Source organism: Nocardia thailandica NBRC 100428, from assembly GCF_000308795.1.
Classification (GTDB): domain Bacteria; phylum Actinomycetota; class Actinomycetes; order Mycobacteriales; family Mycobacteriaceae; genus Nocardia; species Nocardia thailandica.
Genome location: NZ_BAGK01000190.1, coordinates 1 through 25486, shown reverse-complemented (window position 1 = coordinate 25486; position 25486 = coordinate 1). Strand labels below are relative to the sequence as shown.

The 25486-nt window shown below is 73.8% G+C and carries 17 protein-coding genes and 2 pseudogenes; 6 read left to right on the top strand and 13 right to left on the bottom strand.

Features of this window, described 5'->3' with window-relative positions; genetic code table 11:
• Positions 1–10 precede the first annotated feature (10 nt).
• The 3 genes from ON36_RS21340 (at position 11) to ON36_RS21330 (ending at position 7029) form a co-directional block, all read left to right on the top strand.
• Positions 11–1351 (top strand): LLM class flavin-dependent oxidoreductase, encoded by a 1341-nt coding sequence (locus ON36_RS21340; protein ID WP_043656514.1) that lies wholly within the window; start codon positions 11–13, stop codon positions 1349–1351.
• Positions 1348–5106 carry an ABC transporter ATP-binding protein gene (locus ON36_RS21335; protein ID WP_052314212.1) on the top strand — a complete coding sequence of 1253 codons (3759 nt, stop codon included), beginning with the start codon at positions 1348–1350 and terminating at the stop codon, positions 5104–5106. Before ON36_RS21340 ends, ON36_RS21335 begins: the two co-directional genes overlap by 4 nt.
• Before the next feature lie 345 nt (positions 5107–5451).
• On the top strand, positions 5452–7029 hold the full coding sequence (locus ON36_RS21330) for a carboxylesterase/lipase family protein (protein ID WP_043656511.1): 1578 nt from the start codon (positions 5452–5454) through the stop codon (positions 7027–7029).
• Between the two features lie 23 nt (positions 7030–7052).
• Here ON36_RS21330 and manB read toward each other — a convergent pair whose 3' ends face one another.
• The 3 genes from manB to rfbD all read right to left on the bottom strand — a co-directional run bounded on the left by manB (position 7053) and on the right by rfbD (position 10392).
• Complete coding sequence (manB, locus tag ON36_RS21325; RefSeq protein WP_043656509.1) at positions 7053–8132, bottom strand: mannose-1-phosphate guanylyltransferase; 1080 nt, start codon at positions 8130–8132, stop codon at positions 7053–7055.
• A gap of 30 nt (positions 8133–8162) precedes the next feature.
• Positions 8163–9059 (bottom strand): glycosyltransferase family 2 protein, encoded by an 897-nt coding sequence (locus ON36_RS21320; RefSeq protein ID WP_043656506.1) that lies wholly within the window; start codon positions 9057–9059, stop codon positions 8163–8165.
• A gap of 451 nt (positions 9060–9510) precedes the next feature.
• The gene (gene rfbD, locus ON36_RS21315; protein WP_043656505.1) at positions 9511–10392 is read right to left on the bottom strand and encodes a dTDP-4-dehydrorhamnose reductase; all 882 of its coding nucleotides are present in this window, start codon (positions 10390–10392) and stop codon (positions 9511–9513) included.
• 231 nt (positions 10393–10623) lie between these two features.
• On the opposite strand from rfbD, the gene ON36_RS21310 reads away from it, so the two are divergent.
• The 3 genes from ON36_RS21310 (at position 10624) to ON36_RS21300 (ending at position 14161) form a co-directional block, all read left to right on the top strand.
• Positions 10624–12039 (top strand): LCP family protein, encoded by a 1416-nt coding sequence (locus ON36_RS21310; RefSeq protein ID WP_043656502.1) that lies wholly within the window; start codon positions 10624–10626, stop codon positions 12037–12039.
• Positions 12040–12042: 3 nt separating this feature from the next.
• Entirely contained in the window at positions 12043–12753 is a 711-nt protein-coding gene (locus ON36_RS21305) for a TIGR03089 family protein (protein WP_043656499.1), read from the top strand.
• Positions 12754–12856: 103 nt separating this feature from the next.
• On the top strand, positions 12857–14161 hold the full coding sequence (locus tag ON36_RS21300) for a cytochrome P450 (protein WP_043656496.1): 1305 nt from the start codon (positions 12857–12859) through the stop codon (positions 14159–14161).
• On the opposite strand, the gene ON36_RS21295 is transcribed toward ON36_RS21300, so the two are convergent.
• The 10 genes and pseudogenes from ON36_RS21295 to ON36_RS21255 form a co-directional block, all read right to left on the bottom strand.
• Positions 14146–14874 (bottom strand): response regulator, encoded by a 729-nt coding sequence (locus tag ON36_RS21295; protein WP_245558150.1) that lies wholly within the window; start codon positions 14872–14874, stop codon positions 14146–14148. The two genes, ON36_RS21300 and ON36_RS21295, sit on opposite strands and share 16 nt — an antisense overlap.
• 76 nt (positions 14875–14950) lie before the next feature.
• Positions 14951–16447 (bottom strand): sensor histidine kinase, encoded by a 1497-nt coding sequence (locus tag ON36_RS21290; RefSeq protein ID WP_083885290.1) that lies wholly within the window; start codon positions 16445–16447, stop codon positions 14951–14953.
• A gap of 172 nt (positions 16448–16619) precedes the next feature.
• Positions 16620–16832 (bottom strand): DUF4287 domain-containing protein, encoded by a 213-nt coding sequence (locus tag ON36_RS21285; protein ID WP_043656491.1) that lies wholly within the window; start codon positions 16830–16832, stop codon positions 16620–16622.
• A gap of 83 nt (positions 16833–16915) precedes the next feature.
• Entirely contained in the window at positions 16916–18379 is a 1464-nt protein-coding gene (locus tag ON36_RS34245; RefSeq protein ID WP_043656488.1) for a serine/threonine-protein kinase, read from the bottom strand.
• Positions 18372–19637: a DUF7373 family lipoprotein gene (locus tag ON36_RS21275; protein WP_157224969.1), complete on the bottom strand. Its 1266-nt coding sequence runs from the start codon at positions 19635–19637 to the stop codon at positions 18372–18374. The genes ON36_RS34245 and ON36_RS21275 overlap by 8 nt, the downstream gene beginning before the upstream one ends.
• The gene (locus ON36_RS21270) at positions 19624–21066 is read right to left on the bottom strand and encodes a serine/threonine-protein kinase (protein ID WP_043656482.1); all 1443 of its coding nucleotides are present in this window, start codon (positions 21064–21066) and stop codon (positions 19624–19626) included. Before ON36_RS21270 ends, ON36_RS21275 begins: the two co-directional genes overlap by 14 nt.
• A 15-nt stretch (positions 21067–21081) precedes the next feature.
• Positions 21082–21663, bottom strand: a complete 582-nt coding sequence (locus ON36_RS36330; RefSeq protein ID WP_169334723.1) for a hypothetical protein — start codon at positions 21661–21663, stop codon at positions 21082–21084.
• Between the two features lie 1320 nt (positions 21664–22983).
• Positions 22984–23661, bottom strand: a pseudogene (locus ON36_RS36325) (serine/threonine-protein kinase); the annotation flags it as partial.
• Positions 23662–23737: 76 nt separating this feature from the next.
• Positions 23738–24943, bottom strand: a complete 1206-nt coding sequence (locus tag ON36_RS21260; protein ID WP_157224968.1) for a DUF7373 family lipoprotein — start codon at positions 24941–24943, stop codon at positions 23738–23740.
• Positions 24940–25486: pseudogene (locus tag ON36_RS21255) on the bottom strand (hypothetical protein); the annotation flags it as partial. The gene ON36_RS21260 and the pseudogene ON36_RS21255, both read right to left, overlap by 4 nt.

Below are 25486 nucleotides of genomic sequence, written 5' to 3'. Positions count from 1 at the left end.
AGGAACCCCCGTGCCGAAACAACTGCACCTCAACGCCTTCCTGATGTCCGTCGGCCACCACGAGGCGGCGTGGCGGCTGCCCGAGTCGGACCCGCACGCCCACACCGACATCGACCACTACGTGCGCCTGGCGCGGACCGCCGAGCGCGGCAAGCTGGACTCGATCTTCTTCGCCGACAGCCCCGTGCTCATGGGCGATCCCGGCCGCCGCCCGTCGGGCAAGCTGGAGCCCACCGTGCTGCTCACCGCGATCGCGGTGCAGACCAGCCGGATCGGGCTCATCGCCACCGCCTCGACCAGCTACAACGACCCCTACAACCTGGCGCGGCGCTTCGCGTCGGTGGACTGGGTCTCCGGCGGCCGCGCCGGCTGGAACATCGTCACCACCGCGGGCGCCGACGCCGCCCGCAATTTCGGCCTCGACGACACCCCCGACCACGCCCTGCGCTACCGCAAGGCGGGCGAATTCGTGGAGGTCGCCACCAAGCTGTGGGACTCCTGGGAGGACGACGCCATCGTCGCCGACAAGGAACTGGGCATCCACACCGACGCGGAGAAGGTGCGCAAGATCCATCACGCGGGCGAGTACTTCAAGGTCGACGGGCCGCTGAACGTGCCGCGCTCCCCGCAGGGCTACCCGCTGCTCGTGCAGGCGGGGTCGTCCGAGGACGGCAAGGAGTTCGCCGCCCGCTGGGCCGAGGCCGTGTTCACCGCGCAGCAGACCCTCGACGACGCCACGGCGTTCTACGCCGACCTCAAGGCCCGCGCCGCCGCTCTCGGCCGCGACCCGGACACCATCAAGATCCTGCCCGGCATCGTGCCCGTGATCGGGGACACCGAGGAGCAGGCGCGGGCGCTGGACGACGAACTGGCCCGGCTCATCTCGCCCGAATACGCCCGCAGGCAGCTGGCCAAGCACTACAACCTGCCGGTCGAGGCGCTCGACCTCGACGCCGAACTGCCCGAGGACCTGCCCACCGAGGACGACATCCAGGGCGCCAAGAGCCGGTTCACCCTCATCGTGAACCTGGCCCGCCGCGAGAAGCTGACCCTGCGCGAGCTCATCGCCCGACTCGGCGGCGGCCGCGGGCACCGCACCTTCGCGGGCACGGCGGTCCAGGTCGCCGACACCATCGAGGACTGGTTCCGCCAGGGGGCCGCCGACGGATTCAACATCATGCCCGCCGTGCTGCCCTCGGGCCTGGAGCGCTTCGTCGACGAGGTGGTGCCGATCCTGCAGGAGCGCGGGCTGTTCCGCACCGAGTACACCGAGACCACGCTGCGCGGGCACTACGGCCTCGACCGCCCGGCCAACCAGTACGCCGCCGAATCCCTCGTGGCGGCTCGATGATCCCGGAGTGGATCCGGTACCTGGTCCGCCGATGTCTGCGGCATCGGCGGCTGGTGCTGATCGGCTACCTCGGCGCGCTGGCGGCCGCCCTGCTCACCGCGGCGCTGCCGCTGATCGTGCGGCACGTGGTCGACACCCTGTCGGTCACGGCCGCCTCGGTCGCGCCCTGGGTGGCGGCGCTGGTGGCGCTCGGCGCGGCCCGGTTCGGCGCGTCCTACGCGCGCCGGGCCGCCTCCTCGGAGCTCTCGCTCGGGGTCCAGCACGACCTGCGCCGCGACCTGTTCGCGGCCCTGCTACGGCTCTCGGGCCGCGAGCAGGCCCAGCTGCGGACCGGCCAGGTCGTCAGCCGGGCCATCACCGACGTCACCCTCATCCAGATGTTCCTGCAGCTGATCCCCATGGTGACCGGCAACGTCGCCCTGCTGATCGCGGCGCTGGCCCTGATGGCGGTCATGTCGCCCGCGCTCACCGTGATCGCGCTGCTGGTGCTGCCCGCGCTGTGGATCATCACGCGGCGCAGCCAGCGCGAGCTGTTCCCCGCCAACTGGGACGCCCAGGCCCGCGCCGCCGAGGTCGCCATGCAGGTGGAGGCGGCGGTCGCCGGGGTGCGGGTGGTCAAGGGCTTCGGCCAGGAGGACACCGAACTCGACCGCCTCGCCGGGCACGCCAGGGCGCTCTACCGGTCCCGGTTGCGCGTCGCGCGGATCACCAGCCGGTTCGCCCCGGCCGTGCAGGCCGTGCCCGCCGCCGGGCAGGCGCTGGTGCTGATCGCGGGGGGCCTGCTGGCGCTGAACCAGTCGGTCACCCTCGGCACCTTCCTGGCGTTCATGACCTACCTCGGCGCGTTCGTCGGGCCGGTGCGGCAGTTCTCCATGCTGCTCACCGTCAGCCAGCAGGGCAAGGCCTCGCTGGACCGGGTGCGCGAGGTCATCGACGCGCCCGCCCCCGCGGCATCCGGTGACGAGGGCGGCCCGCACGGCGCGGGCGGGTCCGCGCCGCGACCGGAGGCTCCGCCGTCGGTCGAGTTCCGCTCGGTGCGTTTTGGGTTCGGCGACGAGCCGGTGCTCTCCGGGCTCGACCTGACCATCGGCGCGGGCGAGACCGTCGCCGTCGCGGGCGGGGCGGGTACGGGCAAGTCCGTGCTGGTGCACCTGCTGCCGCTGCTGCTCGAACCCGACGCGGGCAGCGTCCTGTTCGACGGCGTGGACACCCGCGCCCTGCCGGACCTGCGCGCGCGGGTGGCCGTGGTCTTCGAGGACGCCCACCTCATGGCCGACACCGTGCGGGCCAACGTCGCCTACGGCAGGCCCGGCGCGAGCGACGACGAGGTCCGCCACGCGCTGTACCTGGCCGCCGCCGACGAGTTCGTCGCGCGCCTGCCCGACGGGCTCGACACCACCATCGGCGAACGCGGCCAACGGCTCTCGGGCGGCCAGCGCCAGCGCATCGCCCTGGCCCGCGCCCTGCTCACCGACGCGCCCGTGCTGGTCCTCGACGACGCGACCTCGGCCATCGACGCCCAGGTGGAGGAGGTCATCTACCGGCGCATCGCCGCCGAGGTCCGCGGTCGCACCACCCTCGTCGTCGCGCACCGCCTGTCCACCCTCGCGCTGGCCGACCGGGTCGCCGTGCTCGACGGCGGACGCGTCGCCGAACTCGGCACACTGGCCGAACTCCAGCGCTCCGGCGAGCTGTTCCGCGCCCTGTTCACCCCGCCCGAGGTCGAGGGCATCGGCGACGGTGCCCTCGCGCCGCCCGCGCGGGCCACCGAAGCGCTCTGGGTCGCCCCCGACGTCGGCGACGACGATGACGCGCGCACCATGGAGCACCTCGCCCGGGCCTTCGCCCGGCGCGCGGCGGGCGCGCCCGCGGGCGGCGGCAACGCCGGGGCGGGCGGCGGCATGATGTCGAGCGCCCCGCCCAGCGGCGACATCGCGCGGCTCATCGACCGGCTCCCGCCCGTCACCGGGGAACCCGAGGTCGACCGGTCCTTCTCGCACACCCCCGACACCGCGTTCTCCCTGGCCCGGCTGCTGCGCCCGTTCACCTGGCCGCTGCTGGCCGGGCTCGGCCTGGTCGGCCTGGACGCGCTCGCCCAGGTCCTCATCCCGTTCCTGGTCCGCTACGGCATCGACCACGGCGTCCTCGCGGGCGCCGAGGACGTGCTGCTGGTGGCCGCCGCGGGCGCGCTGACCGTCGTGGTGGCCGACTGGGCGATCGGCGTCGCCCAGGTGCGCGTCACCGGGCAGGCCGGGGAGCGGCTGCTCTACGGCCTGCGGGTCAAGACCTTCGCGCAGCTGCAGCGCCTCGGCCTGCAGTACTACGAGCGCGAACTCGGCGGCCGCATCATGACCAGGATGACCACCGACGTGGACGGCCTCTCGGCCTTCCTGCAGACCGGCCTGGCCACCGCGCTCACCAGCACCGTCACCATCGGCGGCGTCGTGATCGCGCTGCTGGTCATCGACGCCGGGCTCGCCGTGGTCGTGCTGGCGCTGCTGCCGATCCTGGTGGTGGCGACGCTCGCGTTCCGGCGGGCCTCGGTGCCCGCCTACAACCTCGCCCGCGAACGGGTCAGCTCGGTCAACGCCTACCTGCAGGAGAACGTCGACACCATCGTCGTCACGCAGGCCTTCCGGCGCGAGGCGGTCAACCGGGCCGAGTTCGAGCGGCGGTCGTGGGCCTACCGGGACGCGCGGCTGCGCAGCCAGAAACTCATGGCGGTCTTCTTCCCCGGCATCGAGCTGATGTCGGTGCTGGCCACCGCCGCCGTGCTGGCGGTCGGTGTCGGCCAGGTCCGCGACGCCACGCTCACCGCGGGGACCCTGATCGCCTTCCTCCTGTACGTCGAGCTGCTGTTCTCCCCGATCCAGCAGCTCTCGCAGGTCTTCGACAGCTACCAGCAGGCGGCGGTCGGCGTCGACCGCATCGGCGACCTGCTGCGGACGCCGGTCGACACCCCCGAGGCCGCGGACCCGCTGCCGGTGGCCGAACTCGACGGCGCCATCGAGGTGCGCGACCTGACCTTCGCCTACTCGCGGGCGGGCGCGCCCGTCCTCGACGGGGTGAACCTGCGCATCGAGCCGGGCCAGAAGGTGGCGCTGGTCGGCGAGACCGGGGCGGGCAAGTCCACGCTGGTGAAACTGCTCGCCCGCTACTACGACCCGACCGCCGGCGCCGTGCTGGTCGACGGAGTCGACATCCGCCGCTACGCGCTGCGCGACTTCCGCCGCAGGCTCGGGGTCGTCCCCCAGGAGCCGTTCCTGTTCGGCGACACCGTGCGCGAGGCCATCGCCTACGGCAGGCCCGACGCGAGCCCGGCCGACATCGAGTGGGCGGCGCGGGCGGTCGGCGCGCACGAGATGATCGCCGCGCTCGAGCACGGATACCACCAGCCGATCGGCGCACACGGGCGCAGCCTGTCGGCCGGTCAGCGGCAGTTGCTCGCCCTGGCCCGCGCGCAGCTCGTCGACCCGGACATCCTCATCCTCGACGAGGCGACCGCCTCCCTCGATCTGGCCACCGAGGCGCGGGTGCGGGCCGCGGTCGACGTGCTCACCGCGGGCCGCACCACGATCGTCGTCGCGCACCGGCTGGCCACCGCCGCCGACGCCGACCTGATCGCGGTGGTCGGCCGGGGGCGCCTGCTCCAGGTCGGCAGGCACGCCGACCTCGTCGCCGTCGAGGGCCCGTACCGGGACCTGTGGGCGGCGTACGTGGGCGCGGACGCGGAGCGGGTGGCCCGCTCCGGGTGATCACCGGATGATCGCGATCGCAGCGCGCCGCGGTCACGTGCGTGTGTTCCAGCACACTGTCGGCTACCGTGGGTTCGGGTGTCCGGTGGACGGACAACGGGGTTCGCTCCCCGGGCGCCTGTGCCCCCGTGCCCGCCGCGCGATGCCGGGCCGTCACCCGCGTGACCGAGGCCACTTCGCCCGCCGTTCCCCTCCCCGATAGTTACCGTTACCTGCGGTTATGTCGAGTCGAGATGGGATTGTCAGCCGTCGCACGTACTCTGATGTCAGGTCTTTCGAGTACTGCGATCGGTGGGAGCAACCACGCAGAAACCCCTGCCGATCGCGTGGCGCAGGAGGTGTGGCATGAGCACCGGATCCGAAACCGATCCCGTCGTGTCCGCGGCGGAGTCCGAACCCCTCGCCCACACCGCGGCGGGCAGCGTCGCCGGGATCTGGGACGGCCCGATCGCGGTGTGGCGCAGCATTCCCTACGCCGCCGCGCCCAGCGGCAAGCACCGCTTCGCCCGGCCGCGCCCGCCCGAGCCGTGGGACGGCGTGCGCGACTGCGCGGTCTTCGGCGACATCGCCCCGCAGGCCATGGGGGCCATGGTCCCCGTCGACTCGGACCTGCAGATGGGCGAGGACTGCCTGTGGGTGAACGTGTGGTCGCCCCGGCTGCCCGCCCCCGACACCGAACCGCGGCCGGTCATGGTGTGGCTGCACGGCGGCGCCTACTGCCTGGGCACCGCGGCCCAGACCATCTACGACGGGCGCAGACTCGCCGAGACCGGCGACATGGTCGTGGTCTCGGTGAACTACCGCCTCGGCGTGCTCGGCTTCCTCGACCTGTCCTCGCTCGGGCCGGAATTCACGCCCAACCTCGGGTTGCACGACCAGATCGCCGCCCTGGAGTGGGTCCGCGACAACATCGCCGCCTTCGGCGGGGACCCGGGCAACGTCACCGTCTTCGGGGAGTCCTCCGGCGCGGGCTGCGTCACCGCCCTGCTGACCTCCCCACGCGCCGAGGGCCTTTTCCACAAGGCCATCGCCCAGAGTCCGCCCGCCACCACGGTTTTCGGCCAGGAACGGGCCGCGGGCATCGCGCTGCGCTATCTGGAACTGCTGGAACTCACCCCCGAACGCGCGGGCGAACTGCTCGACCTGCCCGTCGAACGGCTCGCCGAGGTCGGCGGGGTCCTGCTCGACGAGATCCCGGTCAACGAACCCGGCCGCCTCGCCGCCGCCCCCGTCGTCGACGGCGACCTGCTGCCGGAGTTCCCCATCGACCGCTTCCAGCGGGGGCTCTCGCACCGGGTCCCCCTGCTCATCGGCACCAACCGCGACGAGGCATCGCTGTTCCGGGTGCTGCGCTCGCCGATCATGCCGGTCACCCCCGACGCGGTGAACACCATGCTCCGCGACGTCGCCGCCGCGCATCCGGAGATGGCCGCCGAACGCATCGCCGAGATCACCTCCGCCTACCCGGATCTCGCCACCACCCGGGGAGCGCTCGCGATGTCCACCGACGCGGCCTTCCGGATGCCCGCCGCCTGGGTCGCCGAGGGGCACGCCCAGCACTCGCCGACCTGGATGTACCGCTTCGACTACGCGACGCCCATGCTGCGCGCCGCCCGCGTCGGCGCGGGCCACGCCACCGAATTACCGTACGTCTTCGGCAATTTCGGCACCCTCAACGTCGACCCGACCTTCTGGCTCGGCGGCCGCAAGGTGGCCGTCGCCGTCTCCGGCCGCGTCCAGCGCCGCTGGCTCGCCTTCGCCGAACACGGCGTCCCCGCCGCCCTCGACGGCTCGAAACACTGGCCCCAATACCGCCCCGAGACCCGCACCACCCTGCTCATCGACGCCATCGACCACGTGGTCGACAACCCCGACGCCGACCTCCACACCGCCTGGGGCGACCAGGCGGTGGGCTTCAGCTGAGACGGGGTCGCCGACCGGCCGTGTCAGACGTCGGTGGAGAAGCGGATGCCGCCGTCGGGGATGGTGACGCCGGGCCAGACGCGGGCGCCGCGGAGGAGTTCGCAGCGGGCGCCGATGTTGGCGCCGTCGCCGATGACGCCGTCGCGGACCAGGGCGCGGGGGCCGATGCGGGCACCGAAGCCGACGATGGAGCGTTCCACGGTGGCGCCCGCCTCCACGACGGCGCCGTCGAAGATCACCGCGCCGTCCAGGCGCGCGCCCGCGCCGATCTCGGCGCCGCGGCCGACCACGGTGCCGCCGATCAGCAGGGCACCGGGGGCGACACCGGCCCCCTGATGGACCAGGGACTCGCCGCGCTGCCCGGGCAGGGCGGGCGACGGGGCGATGCCGCGGACCAGGTCGGCCGAGCCGCGCACGAAGTCCTCGGGGGTGCCCATGTCGCGCCAGTACGAGGAGTCGACGTGGCCCTGCACGTGCGCGCCCTCGGCCAGCAGCGCGGGGAACACCTCGCGCTCCACCGAGACCGGGCGGCCGGTGGGGATCTTCTCGATGTACTCGCGGCGGAACACGTAGCAACCGGCGTTGATCTGGTCGGTCGGCGGGTCCTGGGTCTTCTCCAGGAACGCCGTCACCCGGCCGTTCTCGTCGGTCGGCACGCAGCCGAAGGCGCGCGGGTCACCGACGCGGACCAGATGCAGGGTGACATCGGCGTTGGTCGACTCGTGGGTGTCGAGGATCGCGCCCAGGTCGGTGCCGCCGAGCACGTCGCCGTTGAACACCATGATGTTGTCCGCGCGCAGCTTGGGCAGCACGTTGCGGATGCCGCCGCCGGTGCCCAGCGGCTCGGTCTCGGTCACGTACTCGATCTCGAGACCCAGGTCGGCGCCGTCGCCGAAGTGCTCCTCGAACACCTCCGCCTTGAAGGAGGTGCCGAGCACGACGTGGGTGATCCCGGCCTCGGCGATGCGGGCCAGCAGGTGGGTCAGGAACGGCAGCCCGGCCGTGGGCAGCATCGGCTTGGGCGCCGAGAGCGTCAGTGGCCGCAGCCGGGTGCCCTGTCCGCCGACGAGGATGACCGCGTCGGTGCCTGGATTCCCTGCCATCAGTAAGTTCCTTGGGGTCGGTGGCCGGCGCTACTGGCCGGTGCGCGCTTTCTCACGCAGGGCCGATCGAACCGCAATCCGGCAGCGCACCGCAAGTCCGGCACGCAGCGCCAGCCGCAGCGGGGCCTGGTACCAGTGCGGATGCCGGTCGGCCTGGAAGCGGTAGGCGCTCGCATGGTGCGCGGGCAGCATGAGCTCGGGGTTGCGGCCCGCGGCGTGCCCCTTGGCGTGGGTGACCTCGGCGTCCGGCACGAACACGTTGTGCCAGCCCGCCCGGCCCATGCGGTCGCCGAAGTCGACGTCCTCCATGTACATGAAGTAGCGGGAATCGAACCCGTCGATGGTGTCGAACGCCTCACGCCGGACCAGCAGGCAGGAACCGGACAGCCAGCCGACCACCCGCTCGGAGACCTGCTCGTTCTCCTGGCGGTAGCGCCGCGTCCACGGGTTGCCGGGCCAGACCGAGCCGAGGATCGCGTGGCCCGCGCCGTCGGCCAGACCGGGCACCCGCCGCGCCGAGGGGTAGACGCTGCCGTCGGGCTCGCGCACCATCGGGCCGATCGCGCCCGCGCGCGGCCAGCGCCGCGCCGCCTCGAGCATGATGTCGATCGAGTCGACACCCCAGCGGATGTCCGGATTGGCCAGGATCACGAACTCGATCGCGGGATCGATCTCGGCGACCGCCCGGTTGATGGCGCCGCCGTAGCCGATGTTGCCGCCGGTGCGCAGCAGCGTCACGTGCGCGTTGGCGTCCGCGACCAGCTCCGGCACGCCGTCGGTCGACCCGTTGTCGGCCAGGATCACCTGCGGCTTCTCACTCGTCGCGTCCGCCAGCGTGGTGATGAAGTGCTCCAGGTGCTCGCCCGGTGAGTAGGTCACCGTGACGACGGCGATGCTCGCGGGTGCGGAATTGTCGGCTGCGCTCACGACGGGCGAGCTTAGTCCGTGGAGCGCCGGCGCGCTCGAAGTGTGTTGGTGGAGCGCTGGGGGCTGTGTTGGTGGAGCGCTGGCGCGCTCGGGTCGCGCCCCCTTGTGTCCCGTCGAAAAGCGGAGCGATACTCGCGCCTTCGGCGCTTTGTCTCGCTCCGCTTTTCGACGGGACGGGCGCGACGCCCGCTGCGCGGGCGGCCTCCTCGGGGTCGGCCTGTGCGGGGCGCTTTCGGTGGCGTCGGCCTGGGCGGGGTGCTTCGGGTCGTCGGTTTGTGTGGGTGCTTCGGGTCGTCGGTCTGTGCGGGCGCTCGGGTGTTGGCGAACTGTGTGGGTGCTGCGGCGTGCGACCGGGTGCGCACCTCGGTGGTCTGTGCGCGATGGCGTGGGTGTCGGTGGCGCGGTGTGCGGTGTGTCGGGGCCTCGCGGGGTGGTGGGGGTGCTTGTGGCACTACGGGTTTCCGGCGTGTTCGCTGGGATCTGCGGTCCGCCGCAGGGTCGCGGTCAGTGCTTCCCGCCACGGGCGCAGGGGGGTCAGGCCCGCGTCGATCCAGCTCGCGGGGGAGAGGACCGAATAGGCCGGGCGCGGAGCGGGTCTCGGGAAGGCGGCCGAGTCGCAGGGGTGGACGCGCTCGGGGTCGGCGCCGAGTTCGATGAACACGGCGCGGGCCAGGTCGTACCAGGTGGCCTCGCCCGCGTTGGTGGCGTGCAGCAGGCGCGGGGCGCCGGGGCGGGCGGCCAGGTCGAGCAGCGCGGCGGCGAGATCCGGTGCGGCGGTGGGGGAGCCGCGCTGGTCGTCGACGACGGAGATCGTGTCGCGGGTGGCCTCCAGCCGGCGCATGGTGGCGACGAAATCGCCGGTCACCCCGGTATACACCCAGGCCGTGCGCACGACGTGCGCGGCGGGCGCGCGATCGAGCACGGCCCGCTCGCCCGCCAGCTTCGAGGCGCCGTAGACGGTGACCGGGCCGGTGGGGTCGGTGGTCTCGTAGGGACGCTGCGCGGTGCCGGGGAAGACGTAGTCGGTGGAGAGGTGGATCAGCCGCGCGCCGGTGTCCGCGCACGCGTCCGCCAGGGCGGCGGGCCCGTCGGCGTTGACGGCGAACGCCGCGGCGCGATCGGTCTCGGCGGCGTCGACGGCGGTGTAGGCCGCGCAGTTGACGACGACGTCGCCCGCGCGCAGCAGGGCGCGCGCGGCGGCGCGATCGGTGATGTCGAGTTCGGCGCGGCCGAGTCCGATCGCCGTCGGCGCCAGGCGCAGGATCTCGCGGCCCAGCAGGCCGTGGGCGCCGGTGACGAGCAGGCGGGCGGGCGCGGGGGATTCGGCGTGCACGCGGCAAGTCTGGCACGCCGCAACACCTGCGGTTGGGGGCGTCCGTGGTAACTGTTGGTTAGCCTGTGCACATCCGGTTGGTGGGGACGGGGCCGGGCAATACTGCTGGTGGATTTGCCGGAGGTTGCCGACGGTGGTCCGGCCGGGGGAAGGCGCGCACACCGCGCCGGGTTCGTCGAGAGGGAGCGCAGCGTGACACAGCCGAGGAGTTCCGTCAGCCCGGTCAGACTGATGGTCGCGATCTCGGCTGTGCTGGTCCTGGTCCTCACCGGATTCGCCTGGCGCAGCGTCGACGGCCTGATCTCCAACATCGAGCGCATCGGCGGCCTCGGCCTCGGCGGGACCGCCGACGGCGCGGTCGACATCCTGCTCGTCGGCGTCGACTCGCGCACCGACGCGCACGGCAACCCGCTGACCAGCGCCGAACGGGCCATGCTGCACGCCGGCGACGAGGTCGGCACCAACACCGACACCATCGTGCTGGTCCGCGTCCCCAACGACGGGCGCTCGGCCACCGCGATCTCCATCCCCCGCGACTCCTACGTCGACGTGCCCGGCCAGGGCAAGGCCAAGATCAACTCCGCCTACGGGTCGACCAAGGAGACCCAGCGCGCCAAGCTGCTGGCCCAGGGCCGATCCGAGGCCGACGCCGAACGCGAGTCCACCCAGGCGGGCCGCAAGGCGCTCATCGGCTCGGTCGCGGACCTCACCGGCATCAAGGTCGACCACTACGCCGAGGTCAGCCTGCTCGGCTTCGTGCTGCTCACCGACGCCGTCGGCGGGGTCGAGGTGTGCCTGAACAACGCCGTCGACGAATGGATGTCGGGCGCGGACTTCCCCGCGGGCCGCCAGCGCCTCGACGGCCCGCAGGCGCTGAGCTTCGTGCGCCAGCGCCACGACCTGCCCCGCGGCGACCTGGACCGGATCGTGCGGCAGCAGGTGTTCATGGCCCAGCTGGTCGGCCAGATGCTGACCGCCAAGACCCTCAGCAGTCCCGGCAAACTCCAGCAGATCAGCGACGCGGTCGGCCGCACCGTGGTGCTGGACGAGGACTGGGACGTGCTGGCCTTCCTCCAGCAGCTCAAGGACCTGTCCGGCGGCCGCGTGCAGTTCGAGACGATCCCGGTCGCCGACCTCAACAGCATGACCACCGACGGCGAGTCGGTGGTGCGGGTGGACCGCAAGGCCGTGCACAACTACGTGGCTGGCCTGGTCGGCGACGAGAAGAAGGGCGACGACGGGCCCCGGGTCGACCCGTCGACGGTGACGGTGAGCGTGTTCAACGCGGGCGGCACCGCGGGCCTGGCGGGCAAGGTCTCGGCCGTGCTGACCGGCAAGGGTTTCCGCGAGGGACTCGTGGGGAACTACACGGGAGGCTCGGTGTCGTCGAGCCGGGTGCTGGCCGCCGACGCGGCCGATCCGAAAGCGAAGGCGGTCGCCGAGGCACTGGGTGGTCTCAGCGTGGTCGCCGATACGTCACTGTCCGCCGATACCGTCGGCGTGGTGCTGGCGAGCGATTATTCTGGTCCGGGCTCGGCCGCCGCCGGGATGTTCGACTTCGGTGCGACCTCGGCGGCGACAGCGACGCCCGTGCCGCCCGCCCCACCGATCGACGCAGGCCAGAACGGACCGAAATGCGTGAACTGAACCATGCGTGAGCTGAACACGACCCTGACCGAAGCCCTGCTCGATCCGATCCTGGAGCGCGACCCGGCCGGACCGCGCGTCACCTGGTACGACGACGCGACCGGCGCCCGGATCGAACTCTCGGGCCTGACCCTGGCCAACTGGGCGGCCAAGACCGCCAACCTGCTGCGCGACGAGTTCGCGCTCAGCCCCGGCGCGCGGGTCGCGGTCGCCCTGCCCGCGCACTGGCAGACCGCCGCGGTCCTGCTCGGCTGCTGGTGGGCGGGCACCGAGGTCGTCCTCGGCCTCGATCCCGACGCCGACCTGGCCCTGGTCACCCCCGACGCCCTCGACGACGCCGACAACCCCGAGGTCGCGGTGCTGTCGCTGGACGCCATGGGCACCCCGGTCCGCGACGTGCCGGTGGGCGTCACCGACTTCGCGACCGCCGTGCGGGTACACGGCGACCAGTTCCTCCCCGCGGGCGCCGGCGCGGCCCTGGACGGCGGCAGCGTCGCCGAGGTCCTCGCCGCCGCGCGCCGCTCGGCCTCGGCGCAGGGCATCTCCGAGGGCGACCGGGTGCTCTCGGCCACCCCGTGGGACACCGCCGCCGAACTGGTCGACGGGTACCTGGCCGTGCTCGCCGCGGGCGCCGCGCTGGTGCAGGTGGTCAACCAGGACCCGGCGGCGGTCGACCATCGCGTCACCACGGAACGGGTCACCGTCCGCCGCTGACCTCCTACCGCGGTAGGAGGCGGGATCCGTCTCGAGTGTGTTCCCCGTCACGTGGGCGGTCCGTAGGGTGGGAACGACACTTCCGAGCGGACGAGGGGGAGCGATGGCACCCGACTACTGGTGGAGGTGGGTGGCCGAGCACGGCGCGGCGCGCCTGCTGCTGCGGACCCACATCGTGCGGCGCGACCCCTTCGCCCGGCTGCTCAACGGCCGTGAGGGGCTGCACGATCCGTACCCGCTGATCGAATCACTGCGCGGCGACGGCGGATTGGTGCGCACCCCGGTGTCGTGGGTCGCCTTCGACCACGGCCTGGTCCGGACGATCCTGCGCGACAACCGGTTCGGCGTCCGGATGCCGGTGCCGCCGGAGGCGCCGCGGTTCCTGCGGAGCCGGGCCGAGAGCGTCGTCGTCCCGCCCAACCCGGTCGAGGCGCCGTCGATGCTGGTCATCGACGCGCCGGAGCACACACGCATGCGCAAGCCGGTCTCCTCGGCCTTCACCCCGCGCGCCATCGCCCGGCTGCGCGACCGGGTGGAGTCGGTCACCGAGGAACTGCTCGACGGGATGGCCGCCGCGCCGACCGCCGACCTGATCGGCGACTACGCCGCGCGCCTGCCCATCGCCATCATCGCCGAGATGCTCGGCTTCCCCCAGGCCGACCGCGACCTGTTCCTGCGGTGGGGCGACAACATCACCCCGCTGCTCGACATCGGCATCGGCTGGGGCTCCTACCGGCGGGCCATGCGGGCCATCGAACCGATGAACGCCTACCTCACCGCCCACATCGAGAAGCTGCGCCGCGCACCCGGCGAGGACATCCTGTCCACGGTGGTCACCGAGAACGACCTCACCACCGACGAACTGCTCGCCAACGCGAGCCTGCTGATGGGCGCGGGCTTCGAGACCACGGTCAATCTGATCGGCAACGCGGTGGCGGCGCTGTCGGCGCGCCCGGACCAGCGGGCGCTGCTGCGCGAGGACCCCGACCTGTGGCGCAACGCGGTCGAGGAGACCATGCGGTTCGACCCGCCGGTGCAGACCACCGCGCGCCGGGCCATGGAGCCGGTGGAGATCGGCGGCGTCCGGGTGGGCGCGGACTCGACGATCATCCTGTCGCTGGCGGGCGCCAACCGCGATCCGGCCGTGTTCGCCGAGCCCGACCGCTTCGACGTCACCCGCGACAACGCCAGGGAACACCTGGGATTCAGCAACGGGGTGCACGCCTGCCTCGGCGCGAGCCTGGCCAGGATGGAGGCCGAACACGCGTTGCGCGCGCTGTACACCCGCTTCCCCGACCTGCGCGTCGAGGGCGCGCCGCGGCGCCGGAAACTGTTCACCCTGCACGGTTTCGAGCACCTGCCGGTGCGGCTCGGGCGCGACGCGTCGGTTCCTCAGCCGGTCGGCTGAGCGCCCTCGGCCCTGCTCCGCCACAGGTAGCGGGTCTTGGGCCTGCCCGCCCGGCCGTAGTCGGCGCGGCGCTCGGCCAGGCCGTCGTCGGCGAGCTTCTCCAGATACCGCCAGGCGGTGATCCGGGAGACGCCGACGGCGGCGGCCGCGTCGGTGGCGGTGATGCCCGCCTCGGCGGTGCGCACCACCCGCGACATCTCCTCCAGGGTGTGCTGCACGACGCCCTTGGGCACCAGCACCCGCTGATCGGTGGTCCGCAGCGCGCCGAGGGCCCGGTCGATGTCGTACTGCGACAGCGCCGCCTCGCCCTCGGGCAGGGCGGTGGCGAAGTCGCGGTAGCGCTCGAGCTTGTCGCGGAAGGCGGAGAACGTGAACGGCTTGAGCAGATACAGCACCACGCCGTGCGCGACGGCGTTGCGCACCATGGCCAGTTCCCGCGCGGAGGTGATGGCGATGATGTCCGGGCGCACGGCGTGCGCGCCGAGCGCGGCCGCCACCTCGAGGCCGGTCATGTCGGGCAGGCCGAGGTCGAGCAGCACGAGGTCGAACGGGCTGCCCGCGGCGGCGGCGTCGGCGGCCAGCCGCAGCGCGTCGCGGCCGGTGTGCGCGACGGCCTCCGGCTCGAACCCCGCGATCCGCTCGACATAGGCCGCGTGCGCCTGGGCGATGAGCGGTTCGTCCTCGACGATGAGCACCCGGATGCTGCCGGTCACTCGGCCACCTCGCCCGCGCTCGTCCCGTTCCCGCGCGCCGGGGCGCCGGGCCGGTCGTTCCGTCGCAGCCGCTGGCTCACGCGATGTCCTCCTTGCGGGGAATACGGACGGTCACCGCGCTGTGCGGAGCCGCCGTGGTGGTGATGGTGCCGTCGTACCGGTCGATCAGCCGGTGGACCAGGGCCAACCCGAGGCCGGCGTGATCGGACTTGGTGGTGTAGCCGCGCTCGGCGGCGCGCGCGAAGACCGCCGGGGACATCCCGGGCCCGCTGTCGGCGACCCGGACGAGCAGGTGCGTGTCCTCCTGGCGCACGGTCACCGTGACCGTGCGGTCGGCGCTGCGCGCGGCGGCGTCGATCGCGTTGTCGACGAGATTGCCCACCAGGGTCACCGCCTCGTGGGCCGACAGCGGCGCGGTGGAATCCAGCGCGGTGTCGGCGGTGACGGTGAGCGCGACGCCGCGTTCGGCGGCCTGATTGATCTTGCCGAGCAGCAGCGCGGCGAGGGCGGGGTCCTCGACGGCCGAGAGCAGCCGGTCGATCAGGGCCTGGGACAGCTCCAGCTCGGCGGTGGCGAAGGAGACCGCCTCGGCCGGCCGGCCCAGCTCGACCATGGTGACCACCGTGTGCAGCCGGTTGGCCGCCTCGTGCGCCTGGGCGCGCAGCGACTCGGCGAAACGGCGCACCGAGTCCAGCTCGCCGAGCACGTCGCGCAGCTCGGTCTGGTCGCGCAGGGTCAGCACGGTGCCGACCGGTCGGCCCTCCCAGGTGACCACGTCCTGGTTGACCAGCAGCACCCGTTCGGTGGTGACGTGGGTTTCGTCGCGGACGACCGCGCCCGGCCGCAGCCGCCGGATCGACAGCGGCAGGTCCGCCCGGCGGACGGGCCCGGCGGGCAGGTCGAGCAGCAGCCGCGCCTGATCGTTGACCACCTCGGCCGCGTCCGAGCCGCGCCCGAAGACCACCAGGCCCTCGTGCACCGAGTGCAGCACCGCGTCGTGGTGTTCGTAGAGCGCGCGCAGCTCGGCCGGGGCGAGGCCGTGGGTCTGGCGGCGCAGCCGGCGGCTGAGCAGGAATGACGAGCCGCTCGCGAGGGCGAGGCCCGCCGCGCCGACGGTCAGGATGAGCGGGAGCTGGCCGGCGAGCTGATCGCTGATCCTGGCCCGGGTGACCCCGGCCGCGACCAGCGCGACCACGCCGTCGTCGTCCCCGTAGACCGGGGTGACCGCGCGGATCGAGGACCCCAGCGACCCGGTGAACGTCTCGGTGAAGGTCTCCCCGGACAGCGCCCGGTCGATGCTGCCGCTGAAGGGCTGGCCGATCTGCTGGGGATTGGTGTGGGTGAACCGGGTGCGGTCCGGCGCCATGACCACGATGAAGTCCATCCCCGTGTCGCGCCGGATGGACTCGGTGACCGGTTGCAGCGCCGCGGTCGGATCCGGCGACTGCACCGCGTCGACCGTGGACGGCGCCCTGGCCACGCTGACGGCCACGTCGCGCACCTGGTGTTCGACGGTGCGGTCGTTGTCGTGGCGGGCGTCGAGCACGGCCAACGCGGTGCCCGCGCCGATCATCAGCGCGAGCACGACGAGCTGCCAGACGAACGCCTGGCCGGCCAGCGAAAGGCCTGTCCGCCGCACATCGACTCCTCACCACCCGCGAACTCGCGCCAGGTGACGATACCGACTGGCACGCCGTGCCGCGCGCGGATGAACCGAGCGACCGGTGGCGCGCGCCGCCGCCGGGTCAGCGGGCCCACTTCTCCGGATGCAGGTGGTAGGCGGCGAGCGCCGTGGCGTGACCGTGCCCCACGGCGTGGTCGTTCTTCAGCAGGGCGACCAGTTCGCCCTGCTTGCCGAGCCCCGAGTCGGCCAGCACGGCAAGCCATTCGGCGACGGGCCTGCCGTACTTCTCCTCGATGGCCGGGAAGTAGGACACGGGGCCGCGGGTGGTGGTCATGGGTACTCCTTCGGGACGGGCTCGCTCAGGAGGACGGGGCGACCGGTCCGGATTCACCGCCCCGGAACGGGCTGTGGCGCGTCTCACACCGGAGCGTCGCGCCACCACGTGTCGTACAGCTGGCCGCCCGAGGTGCCGCCGGTCACGCCCAGCGTGCAGTTCGCGCGCGCGGGATCGTCGAAGCGCAGCAGCAGTTCGCCCGCGGCCCCGTGCACCGTGACGGCGTCGTACCAGCTGATCCGTCCCTTGCCGGAGGGCTTCTGCCAGTCCTCCTGACCGACCTCGCGCGCCCCTTCGCTCGGGGCGAACCGCACGACCGGTTCGCCGAGCCCGCACCGCACGACCAGCCGGTACACCGGTGACTGATCGCCGTTACAGGCCAGGGCGTTGAGCGCGTCCCTGGTCTCGGTCGCGTCGATGGGCTGCTGGCTGCCGTCGACCGGCAGGCAGCGCAGGTTCTGATAGCCGGCCGCGGCCTGGTCGCGGGGCAGCAGCGCGGGGAACAGGTCGACCAGCCACTGGTGTGCCGCCCACGCGTTCGGGTCGGCCGGACCGGTCGCGGCGGGCTGCCCGCCCGCCGCGGGCGCGGCGTCGCGGTCGTACAGGACGGCACCGGCCGCGATCAGGCCCGTCGCCACCGCCGCGGCGAGCCCGAGCCGGATCCGGCGGCGGCGCGGCGCGGGGGAACCGGCCGCGGCGCCCTGGCCGTCGAAGGCGAGGGCGGCCGCCGCCGCGAGTGCGCCGCAGTCCGGGTACCGGTCGCCGGGATCCTTGGCCATCGACCGCGCGACCACGGCGTCGATCGCGCGGGGCAGGTCACGGACCAGCGCGGTCGGCCGGGGCGGCGGCTCGTGCAGGTGGGCCGCGATCACCGCCTCGGGGGTGGCGCGCGGGAAGGGCTTGGCCCCCGTCAGCAGCTCGTAGAGGGTGCAGCCGAGGGCGTAGACGTCGGCGCGGTGGTCGACCGGCCCGCCGGCGAGCTGTTCCGGAGCGGCGTAGGCGACGGTCGCCAGCACCGAACCCGCCTGGGTGAGCGCGGTGGTCGCGGCCACGGCCTTGGCGATGCCGAAGTCGGTGAGCGCGACCCGGTCCGGTCTGCCCGGCACGGGCTCGAGCAGGATGTTGGCGGGTTTGACGTCACGGTGCAGCAGGCCCGCGCGGTGCGCGTGGTCGAGTCCGCGCGCCACCGCCGCCACGATGTGCAGCGCCCGCTCCGGGCTCGGCGGCGCCGTGCGGATCACCGTGGCGGCGTCCGGCCCGTCGACGAAGCGCATCGCGATCCACAGCCGTCCGTCGGTCACGCCCCGGTCGTAGACGCCGACGATCTCGGGATGGTCGAGCCGGGCGGCGAGCTCGGCCTCGCGGACGAACCGCGCCCGGAACTCGGGATCGGCGCCGTACTCCGCCGAGAGCACCTTCAGCGCGTCGCGGCGCGGCAGCCGGGGATGGGCGGCCACGTACACCGTGCCCATGCCGCCGCTGCCCAGCACCCGCTCGATCCGGTAGCCGGCGAAGATCGTGCCCGGCGGCAGCGTGCGGCTAGGCACCGCGCACCAGCACCGCGTACTGGGCGGCGGACCGCTGCTGGGCGTCGGTGAGGTTCAGGCCGACCACCGAGGCCACATACCGGCCGTAGAGCACCTGGCAGCGGACCTGGATCGGCAGCTGCGGCTGCACGGCGACGCCCGTGCGGCAGTAGACGTCCGGCACGCCCGCCGGTGTCGCGGCCGCGCGCTGCGGTTCGGGGAAGTCGGCCTGGGCGGCGAGGAAGGCCCGGCGCGCGGCGACCGCGTCCGGATAGCGTTCGAGCCGGTTGTAGCCGTTCATCGCGATCCGCTCGATGGTGTCGGGGAGCTCGAGGTTCTTCAGCAGCCGGGTCGCGCGCGGACCGAGCACGATGCCGCTGATCCGCAGGCTCGCCGACCAGCCCGCCAGCGGTCCCGAGTCCATGGCGACCACCGACGGGCGCGGCCAGTGGCCCGCGCCGTAGGGGATCAGCCGCGCGATCATGCCGTCCTGGTCCAGGGGCAGGTCGGCGATCCGGTCGCGCGCGGTCGGGACGAACGCGCGCAGCCGGGGGAGCTGCCGGTCGACGGCCGCGCGCACCGTGCCTGCGAGCAGCGCCTGGTCGGCGGCGGTGTGGCCGGCGAGCACGCTGACCACGAACGGCCCGTCGGCGATCGTGGCCGCCATGGTCGGCACGCCGGGGCGCCAGTGCGCGAACGCCGCCGGATACTCCGCGAGCCGCACCGCGACGTTGTCGGGACTGACCGCCGCGTCGGTCGCGTCCATCTGCCGGGCGGCGAGCTGGGCGGCCTGCGCGTCGGGGAACCGCAGCAGCAGGACGCTGAGCAGTCGCGCGCTGCCCGGGGCGGGCAGCGAGGAGTCCCGGTTCTCGACGTCGGTGCCGCTGACGACGTATCCGGCCAGCATGCCGTGCGATTCGAGGACCTCGCGGACCGGTTCGGCGAGGATGCCCGCCGCCTTCACGGGGCTCGGGACGGGCGCCGTCCGGTTCGCCACGTCCCTGGTCAGCGTCGGGTCGACCTCGGCCGGGTCGATGATCGCCTCGCCCATGCGCACCGATTCGAGGACCCGCCCGTCCTGCTCGGTCCCGGCGGGCGGGGTCAGCGGGTCGATGCTGTTCGCGCCCACGTCGAGGGTCGACGGGTCCAGGTGCTGTGGGTGGGGCACTCCCGCGCGCACGCACCCCGACAGCAGCACGCCGAGCGCGGCGGCCGCCACGACGACCGCGCGGATCCGGCCGCCCCTCGGTGCCGTCGTCCTCCCGTCAGAGCGGCGCATCGGGCCACCACTGTTCCCTGAGCACGGTGCCGGACTTGCCCCCGCCCACCCGCAGGCGGCAGAAGTTGCGGGCCGGGGCGTCGAAGGTGACGTCGAGGCGCCCGGTGCTCAGCCCGTCCTCCCCGTGGACGGTGCCCCATCGGACCCGTCCGGTCGCGCCGCCGCGGGTCCACCGTTCCTCTCCCTCGATCTGGATCATCGGCTTCCACGCGGCGATCGGGGTGCGGTCGGTGTTGCAGGCGATGAGCACGATGTCGGCCGGTTCCCGGTTGCCGACGCACACCACGCCACCGACGGCGACGACCTGGTCGAAGGGCACGAACTGGCTGTCCTGGTCGGTGCGCAGGCAGGTGTTGAGCTCCTGGTAGCCGACCGCGGTCGGCGCGACCGGCAGCAGCCCGGGAAACGCCTCGGCGACGAAGGCCACCGCGCCCCACGCCGCGGAGTTGGTCGCGACGGGGGTCCGGGCGGCGCTCGTCGCCGGCTCGCCGTCGCCCGCGCCGAGGACGAGGGTGAGCGCCACGGCGACGAGCACGACCGCGGCGGCCGCCGACCAGGCCGCGATCCGACGCGACCGGCGGGGCGCGGGCGCCGCCGGGCCCGCCACGGCCGCGGCCAGCGCGCCTGCCAGCTCCCCGCAGCTCTGGTACCGGTCGGCCGGGTCCTTGGCCAGCGCCCGCGCCACGACCGCGTCCACGGCGGCGGGGACCGCGTCGTTCGCGCGCGACGGCGGCGCGGCGTCCTCGTGCAGGTGCGCGTACATCACCGCCGCCGGGCTGCTGCGCGGGAACGGCACCGTGCCGGTGAGCAGCTGGTACAGCGTGCAGCCGAGCGAGTACACGTCGGCCCGGTGATCGACCCGGTCGCCGTTGACGACCTCCGGCGCGGCGTAGGCCAGCGTGGCGGTGAACCCGCCGTCGCCGTCGGCCGCCGCCTCGGCCGGGCGGGCGATCCCGAAGTCGGTGACGAGCACCCGGTCCGGTTGCCCGGGTTCCTCGGCCAGCAGCAGGTTGGCCGGTTTGACGTCGCGGTGCTGCAACCCGACCCGGTGGATCTCGTCGAGTCCCTCCGCGGCCTCGGCGATGATCCGGACCGCGCGCTCGACCGGTACCGCGCCCGCACGGCGGATCAGCGCGGCGACGTCCCCGCCGCCGACGTACTGCATGGCGATCCACAGGCGGCCGTCGTGCTCGCCGCGGTCGCGCACCGCCACCACGTTCGGGTGCTGGAGCCGGACGGCGACCTCGGCCTCCCGCAGGAACCCCGCCCGGAACCCGGCGTCGCCCGCGTGCCGGACGGACAGGATCTTCAGCGCGTCGTGCCGCGGCAGCCGCGGGTGCCGCGCCAGGTACACCTCGCCCATGCCGCCCGCGCCCAGCCTGCGCTCGACGCGGTATCCGGCGAAGTCCGAGCCCTCCTCGATCGTCACCGGCCTCCTCCTCGGTCAGAACGGCGCATTCGGCCACCACCGGTCGTAGAGGTCCTGGCCGGAGCTGCCGCCGATCACCACGACCATGCAGAAATTGCGGGTCGGTTCGTCGAACTGCAGGCCGATGAGGCCGACCGGCCCGGTGAAGCTGGTCGAGTCCGCCCAGGTGATCCGGCCGCGCCCGGAACCGCGCTGCCATCGCTGATCCCCGAGCAGCACGACGCCCTCTTCGTCGACGAGGTAGAAGGGGGTCCGGTTGGTCGAACAGTCGATGACCACGTCGCGCACCGGATTCGTGTCACCGGTGCACCGCATCCGGGCCACGGTCGTCGGCAGCCGCTGCAGGTCGGCCTCCTTGTTGTCGTCGGTCAGCGCGGCGCACCGCAGGCCCTGGTACCCCGTGCGCACGGGCGTCGGCGGCAGCAGGCCGGGCAGCGCCTCGGCGATGAACGCGTAGCGGCCCCAGGTCAGTGCGCCGACCGGGTCCGGCGGTTTCGCGACGGGCGTCGCTGTGTCGCGCGGCCACACCACCGCCGCGGTCACCCCGACGACCACCGCGAGGACCGCCGCCGCGACGGCGACGAACCGGCGCGACACCGGCGTCCGCAGTCCTTCCCGCCACCCGCCGCCGCGCCGCACGGGCGACGCCGCCGCGCGAGCGGCCGGACCGAGCTCGGTCGTCGCGGGGCCGCCGGGCGAACCGGAGGCCGCACGGGGGACCGCCGGCGCATCCGATGCCCTGGACGGGACCGGCCGCGCGGTGGCTCCCGCAGGGGGCGACGACGGCGTGCCGACCGCCTCGTGCGGAAAAGGTGGCGCCGAGGCGGGTGACGATGACGGCGCGGCGGCCGCGTGCGGAGCCGGCGGTGCCGCGCCTGCCACTCGGGGCGACGATGACGGCGAGGTCGCCGCGTGCGGAGACGGCGGTGCCGAGCCCGCCACATAGTGCGACGCTGACGGCACGGCTGCCGCCTGGGGAGGCGACGGCGGCGAGGCGGCTGCCTGCGGGGACGGTGCCGTGGCGGACGCGGTGTCCGGGGACGGTGCCGTGACGGACGCGGTATCCGGGGACGAAGGCGCGGCGGCTGTCGCACGCGAGGACGGCGGCCCGTCGACTGCCGCGTGCGAGGGCAGTGGTGTGGTCGCTGCCGCGTGTGGCGACGCGGGTGTGTCGGCCGGCGCGTGCGGAGACGCCGACGCGGCGGCCGGCGCGTGTGGGGGCGCGGTCGCGGCGGTATGCGTCGCTGGTGTCGTGTCGGCTGCCGCGCGCGGAGACGGCAGCGCCGCGGCTGCCGCAGGGCGGGATGGCGGCGCATCGGCTGCCACATGAAGGGACGGTGGCGCGTCAGCTGTCCCATGCGAAGGCGATGGCGTGTCGGCTGGCGCGTGTGGGGGCGCGGTCGCGGCGGTATGCGTCGCTGGTGTCGTGTCGACTGCCGCGCGCGGAGATGGCTGCGCCCCGGCCTCCGCAGGGGAAGACGGCGCGAAGGTGGACGCCGCGTGTGGGGGCGGAGGCGTGGCGGTTGCCGGATGTCGAGCCAGCCGCGACGCGGTTGCCGTGTGCGGGGATGGTGGCGCGGTCGCCGCCTGCGTCGCCGGTGGCGTGTCGACCGCCGCATGAGGTGGCGCCGGCGCGGGGGCCGAGGATGACGGTGGCGCAGTCGATGTCGCGGGTGGGGGCGCCGGCAGGGTGTCTGCCGCAGGTGCTGACGCCGAGACGGCTGTCGTGTGGGGGTACGAAGGCGCGGACGCCGCCGAATGTGGTGGCGGCGGAACGGTGCCGGACCCGCCGGTCCGGCGCGGGGCGAACGCGGTGTGCTCCTCGGGGCCGCCGAAGGCGTGCGCGGTCGCGGCGGCCAGCGCGCCGCAGGAGGAGTAGCGGGCGTCCGGGTCCTTGGCGAGGGCGCGGGCGATCACGGCGTCGATCGCGGCGGGCAGCCCGGGGCGCAACTCGCTCGGGCGCGGCGGCGGCGCGAACAGGTGGGCGTGCATGACCGCCGCCACCGACTCGCGGGGGAACGGCGTTGTGCCGGTGAGCAACTGGAACAGCGTGCAGCCGAGCGAGTACACGTCGGCGCGGTGATCGGCCCGCCGCTCGGTCAGCAGTTCGGGGGCGGTGTAGGCGAGGGTGCCGAGGACCGCGCCGATCTCGGTGAGCGCGGTGCCGTCACCGGCGGCGCGGGCGAGGCCGAAGTCGGCGATCAGCACGCGGTCCGGCGCGTCGTCCTGCGGCTCGACCAGGATGTTCGCCGGTTTCACGTCCCGGTGCAGCAAGCCGTGGCGATGCGCCTCGTCCAGGCCGCGTGCCGCTTCCCCGACGATGTGCACCGCGCGGTCCGGGTCCGGTGGTCCCGCCCGCAGGAGCCGGGCCGCGTCGGAGCCCGGCACGTACTCCATCGCGATCCACAGCCTGCCGTCCCGCGCGCCCCGGTCGTGCACGGCGACGACGTTCGGATGGTCGAGGCGCGCGGCCAGTTCCGCCTCCCGCAGGAAGCGCGCGCGGAATTCCTCGGCGGCGCCTGCGTTGTCGGGCAGGACCTTGAGCGCGTCCCGGCGCGGCAGCCGGGGATGCCAGGCCAGGTACACCGTGCCCATGCCGCCGTGCCCGAGCGTGCGCTCGATGCGATAGCCGGCGAAATCCGTACCGGGGGTGAGTTCGTCGACCATGCGCCTACCCGCTGTTCACCAGCAGCGCGTACTGCGCCGCGGCCCGTTGCTGCACGTCCCGGTAGTCCCGGCTGAACACCGACGCGATGTAGCGGCCGTGCCGGAGGACGCAGCCGAACCTGGTCATCGGGGACTGGGACCGCAGGCTCTCGGTGCAGCGGACGTCGACCAGCCCGGACGGCCCGGGGACGACCTCGCTGCCCTCCCGGACCGTCATCCCGCCCTGGTATCGGCGCGCCGCCGCCGCGTCGGCGAAGCGCAGGAGCATGTCGAACCGGTTGACCGACATCGCCTCGGCCGGCGGCTCGAGGCGGCCGAGGAGGTGCTCGATCCCGCGCGGCCCGTAGACGAGGCCGCGGGCCGAGACGAAGGTCCCCCAGCCCGCGTTCGCCGCCGAGTCGCCCTGGATCACCACCGGGAACGGCCAGCGCCCCGGCGCCTCGGGCACCATCCGGCCCAGCATGCCGTCCCGGTCGAACGCCAGCTCGCCGAACCGGTCGGCCGGGGTGGCGGCGAAGCCGTCCAGCTGGGGCAGTTGCGCGTCGAAGGCCCGGCGGGTCAGGGACGTCAGGGCCTCGAGGTCCGGCGCGGTGTGCGCGACGAGGGCGCTCACCACGAACGCGCCGCGGGCCACCGTGGCCGCCAGCGTCGGCACCGCGGGCCGCCGGTGCGCGTGCGCGTCCGGATGCCCGGGGATGGTCACCGCGACGTTGTCCGGGTTCTGCGCGGCGTCGACGGCGTCGATCTCCGCCGCGGCCGCGCGGGCGGCCGCCGGGTCGGGGAAGCGCAGCAGCACGATCTGCAGCAGCCGGGACTCGCCGATCGCGCCGTCCCCGGCGCGGTCCGCCGCGCCCGCGCTGAAACCGGCCAGCATGCCGTGGCGTTCGAGGACGGGCCGGACCGCGTCGGCCAGCAGGGTGGTCGCCTTGCCCGGTGTCGGCAGGGGCACCGCGCGCGGGGTGCGGATGGGCACGCGCAGTTCCGGATCCGCCATGGTCGGCACGATCATGACCTCGGCCATCCGGGCCGATTCCAGGATCCGGCTCTGGTAGGCGGTGCCGTGGTCGGGTGCGAGCAGCGGGAGCCTGCTGTAGGGGCCGACGTCGAGGGTGTCGGGATCCGGTGCGGGCGCGGGGTTGCCGGCCGCCGCGCAGCCGGACAGGACGAGGACCGCGGCACCCAGTGCCGCGGCGAGGGGGCCGAGTCTCACAGCGGCGCCTCCGTCCACCAGCCGGCCCGCAGTTCCGCCCCGTTCGACGCGCCGGTGACCATGACGTAGCAGAATCGCCTGCCGGGGTCGTCGAAGTACACCCGCAGCTTGCCGCGATCGGGAATCCTGGTGTAGCCGGGTTCGGTGCCCCAGTGCAGGTTCCCGGTGCCCGACGGACGGGTCCAGCGCTCGTCGCCCTCGGCCTTGTCGATGGTCGCCGGCGGCGCGATCGCCGAGCGGTCGGCATTGCACACCACCTCGACCACCAGCGCCGGTTCCCGGTTGCCGATGCAGTAGATCCGGCCCCGCGGGACGAAGACGTCGACCGGGAGGTCCTTGCCGTTCTCGTCGACCGGCCTGCATCCGAAGATCTCCTGATAGCCGGTGCCGAACTGGGAGGCGGGTAGCAGTTCGGGGAAGGCGCGGGCGATGTAGGTGTAGGCGCCCCAGGACACCGCGTCCACCTCGGTCTGGGGGCCAAGCGGCACCGCGCGGGAGGCCGGGGCGTGCCCGCCGCCGGTGCCCGCCGCGACCGCCGTGGCG